Source organism: Tychonema sp. LEGE 07196 (genome assembly GCF_963890365.1).
Taxonomy (GTDB): Bacteria; Cyanobacteriota; Cyanobacteriia; order Cyanobacteriales; family Microcoleaceae; genus Microcoleus.
The window spans coordinates 1-4,174 of record NZ_CAWPRX010000193.1 but is presented as its reverse complement, the minus strand read 5'-3'; the positions used below and the strand labels follow the sequence as shown (position 1 = coordinate 4,174).

3 protein-coding genes and 3 pseudogenes are annotated in these 4,174 nt (G+C 37.9%); 3 read left to right on the top strand and 3 right to left on the bottom strand.

Annotated features, from left to right (window positions below):
- A pseudogene (locus AACV78_RS22965) lies at nucleotides 1-430 on the bottom strand (helix-turn-helix domain-containing protein); the annotation flags it as partial.
- Between the two features lie 572 nt (nucleotides 431-1,002).
- Here AACV78_RS22965 and AACV78_RS22960 point away from each other — a divergent pair.
- Nucleotides 1,003-1,359, top strand: coding sequence for a hypothetical protein (locus AACV78_RS22960; RefSeq protein WP_194013057.1), 357 nt, complete (start codon nucleotides 1,003-1,005; stop codon nucleotides 1,357-1,359).
- A gap of 50 nt (nucleotides 1,360-1,409) precedes the next feature.
- Here the strand turns inward: AACV78_RS22960 and AACV78_RS22955 are convergent.
- Nucleotides 1,410-2,904: pseudogene (locus AACV78_RS22955) on the bottom strand (IS5 family transposase).
- Between the two features lie 133 nt (nucleotides 2,905-3,037).
- Between AACV78_RS22955 and AACV78_RS22950 the strand changes: the two are divergent.
- Both AACV78_RS22950 and AACV78_RS22945 read left to right on the top strand, forming a co-directional pair.
- On the top strand, nucleotides 3,038-3,463 hold the full coding sequence (locus tag AACV78_RS22950) for a transposase (RefSeq protein WP_194013056.1): 426 nt from the start codon (nucleotides 3,038-3,040) through the stop codon (nucleotides 3,461-3,463).
- Complete coding sequence (locus AACV78_RS22945; RefSeq protein ID WP_194013055.1) at nucleotides 3,435-3,818, top strand: hypothetical protein; 384 nt, start codon at nucleotides 3,435-3,437, stop codon at nucleotides 3,816-3,818. Before AACV78_RS22950 ends, AACV78_RS22945 begins: the two co-directional genes overlap by 29 nt.
- A 125-nt stretch (nucleotides 3,819-3,943) precedes the next feature.
- Here AACV78_RS22945 and AACV78_RS22940 read toward each other — a convergent pair.
- Nucleotides 3,944-4,174 (bottom strand): annotated as a pseudogene (locus AACV78_RS22940) (hypothetical protein); the annotation flags it as partial.

Here is a 4,174-nt window from a genome sequence, read left to right as displayed (position 1 = left end):
ATTTCTTCTTGCCACAGGAATATCTCTTCTGTTTTTTTTAGGTCGTTCAATAGCGGTTTCTGTGACATCCATCACCACAATTTATGGATAATCAGAGTCTTTGAGTAATGCCTTTTTCCCCGGAATACGGAACTTTCCCGTTTTCATTAAAGTTGATTCAATGTTAGTTACAATTCGGCAAATCGTTGATTCGGATACTCCCCAATTTGTCCCCATATGAAAATAGGTTCGATATTCTCGCCAATATTCCAAGGTCACTAAAACTTGTTCTTCAAGAGTTAAGGCGATCAAGGCTTCCTCGTTTATCTTGAGGATTTTCTAGCCGGAATTCTTCTAAAGTGTTAACCATTTCTTTAAAGGTTTGAATCTGGATACCAAATCTCCGTTTAAATTGCTCCGGTTTTAAATTTTGATAAAATCGATTGTTCATGATTGATTTATTGTGTAACTACAAAATACCTTTTTAGCATTTTATGCTGTTTTTAGCAAAATGTCCTAAAAATTAGCTATAGCAATCCTAAATGATTTTCTCTGTATAGGTGTACTGATGAATTTTGGGAAAATCAAATTTATGTTCTTTGGTGAAAAACTCTCTCCAAATATTTGATGATCTTAAAAGACTTACATAAATACCAATACTTTCGTAAAAAAAAATTAGCTTGTAACCAAATATCTTCAACGGGATTTTGTTCGGGAGCATTGGGAGCAAATAAAATACAAGTGATTGACCAATTTTCAGGTTCTTTGTCATGATTAACTGATGACAAATAGTCTCTGAATTCGTATCCGCTCAATAAATCGGGGTAACAGTAAAAAAAGAAGGTTCACAATCTAGGCACAGCATGGTAGAATATGACATATTATTAATCATAAAATCAAGAATGTCATAGTCTTTTTTCTGACGGGGTGACAGGTTGCCTGAAAAACAGACAGGGAGGCAATCCTAGACAAATCGCATCAAAAAAGATAGGGTAAGAAAGCTTCTTACCCAAAAACAATTAAATGATACCAGAATTATATCATGCCCATTTGTCAGAAAAGCTGACACGTTCTAATTACTTATTGACAATTTTATTGATTCAAGTAGTGCAATCGATTAAAGAAGTCACATTAGAAAGCATAGCGACAAAACTAGCGATGCCCATTAAATTTGAAAGTAGAAGAAAAAAAGTTCAGAGATTTTTATCGGACGATGAATGGGGTCTAGATGATATTTGGCTGTCACTGGTAATTGGTTGGATTCAAGGTACTGTCAAACAGAATAAGGTTGTATATTTAGCAATAGACCGAACCAAATGGCAATCCAATAATATTTTGATGGTCAGCATGATTTGGCGAAAAAGAGCTATTCCTATTTAGGGCTTGCTGAATAATTGATCGCAAACCAATAACAGAAGCGATCGATATATTCAACCAGAGTTAAATATGAGTTTTTCCGGCTTCAACTTGAGGAAAACATAAGTGTAGATTATATAAAACCCAAAAACAGGCATTGCTTTCCCCGAACGGCATAAAAACACACAAAAAACCCGGCGCCACCAGGTAGAAAGGTTCATTACTAAAAAAGTAATCGCAATGGCTGTTTGCGAGGTCTTGTCAAGTTTTGTCATTACCAGATTCAGGCCGAATCTTCGTTTGCCTTGCCCAAATTTGCCCTCAATTGCCTGACGAATCCTCTTATCTTCTTTGGCTTGCTTCTTTTTTGATTTACTGACGATTGCTGGGGGTCTTCCTAGAGGCGGTCCACTGATTCTAATTCCTCTTTCTTTGCACCAAGCTCGGTTGTCTATTGTACGATAAATACGATCGGCATGAACGGATTCTGGATAGTATCCTGTGAATCTATAATAAGCTTCTAAAGAGTGCTTTTAAGTCCCCTGATTCGTTGAAATTATCCCAGCTCATTCGGTTTAAAAATACATATCCTTCAAAACAACTGGCTGATAGTTTGGCTCCAAACTCTACGCTTTTTCCGGCTTTTCCTCTGACTATGGGACGGATATGGGGTTGGCTTAAACTTACTATTCTATCCTCAATGCTCTGTTTATTATTATCAAATAACCATTGCTGTTGGCGATAGACCTCTGTGAGGACTAGCAAGGTTTTATATTGCTTTTTGCTCAGGCGTTCGAGGGTCGCACCTGACTAGATTAGCTGTTCAATATGAGCGAGGTTTCTTTTTATATATTGAAGTTGTTTTTTAATTGCCTGTCTTTTTTTGTTGCGGGATTGTCTTCTTTGTTTGGCTATTAATAAGTAATCTTTTCGGGCGAGATTACGGTAGGTTATGGGTTTTTTACAGGTTTGATCTTTGATCTGTTTATACAGGATATCTATAATTTTTTCGGTATGAACTCTGGCTTTATTTAATAGTCCTAAGTCGGTCGGATAGGTAATTTCGGCTGGGGCACAGGTAGCATCTAGGATTAATTTTCCGCGATTGGGTGACTCATTTTTGGCGTCCGAATCCTTTTTTTTTTCTGGTTTAGCTGGGGTGATGGAGCGAATTTTTTCAACCATTAGTTCGTTAACTTTATTAATTAGATTCGGACTAATTCTTTGCCGAAAATGAACTAATAGAGATGGGTCAAAGGGGAGTTCGTTACTGTAGCTTGATTGACCAATAAAGTATTGTAGATAGGGGTTTTCCCTGATCTGTTCTACTGTTTCCCTATCGCTAACTCCCAGTTATTCTTTGATGATTAATGCCCCCAATGCCATCCTAAACGATTTGGCGGGTGCCCCCATTTCTGTGGGGAAGTTTTTAGCATATTCTGATTCAAATTCATCCCACGGGATTAGTTGGGCCATTTTTACCCAACGGTTAAGGAGTGACAACTTTCCACATGAGGGGAGTTCAAAGTCGGAGGGTGAGGGGGGAGCAAGCTCAGCTTTTCTGTACACGAGCGCACTGGGTGATGCAAAGGTTTTGTACTATTTTACCTGTTTATCTTGCACACTTTTCTCGATCGCGCGATCACATAACCAGGCTGTGTAACCTTTCTGCACTTATCCAGCAAGCCCTATTTATTGGAAAATGCTTGACAAACAAGGAAACAGCACATTACAAAATCAACAATTCGTATTAACGCCAGTATTTGCCGCTTTATCAGATTATAAATTGCTCGTGTTAGGAGATCGTGAATTTTGTAGCGTTACCCTCGCCAACTGGCTGAGGGAGAAGAAAGTAGATTTCTGTTTGCGACTAAAAAAGAATGTTTGTATCAAGATTGAAGAGGAGTTATGGGCTGAACTAAAAATGCTAGGATTAGAGCCAGGAAATAGCTTTTTCAATCAAGAAGTAACGATTAGAAAAACTGCACCTATTACGGAGTTTAATCTAGCAGGTAAGTGGCTGGGTAAATATCGAAATTTTACCACAGAAGAACCTTGGTATATTCTGACCAACTTGGCAGATATACAAGCCGCAGTTGATGATAAGTGCAAAAAGATTTGGAATTGAAGAAATTTTTAGAGATTTTAAAGGCGGAGGCTATAACCTAGAGAAGACTAATTTAACGGGCAACCGATTGAGTAAATTATTAATTTTGCTATCGCTATCATACTTAAAGAGTATCATTCAAGGGATAGATATTAAATCAAAGCAAGTTCAAGAATATCTAGGCAGAAAAACAGAAAGCCACAGAAAATATGCGAGACATAGCACTTTTTATATTGGACTCTGGGGTGAATCATGGGTCGATTCAATGTCTAGTAATTGGCAGGTTGTTGTTGAATTAATGTCTTTGTCTCCACACAAACTACCTAATTATCAACAAGGCTTAAGAGCTATGAGACTTATTCTATCAGCCTTATAGGCGACTTGTCGCCCCGACAGGTCTTTTTTAGCCACTAAAGTCACAATTAACCGTGGGTTTATACGACACTTACTACAGGAATCAAGGGCCAATAATTCAGAGCCTTTATATTTTTTTGAATTTCTTCAATCATCCCAGGACACACCCAGAGAATAAACCGAAGATTGTTGACGAATAATCGTCCCTAGAGATGGAATATTTCCCAGGTAAGAAATACGGTCGTGCATATATTCAAAAAAGCTAATTCCTAATTTGCGGGTAGTCGCCACCAGAGACATGAAAACATCCATCGCCTTAGTTCCTTCACAAGTTTGGGTTGCATAACTAATATTGCGTCGCTGCACGATTGTTCTAGC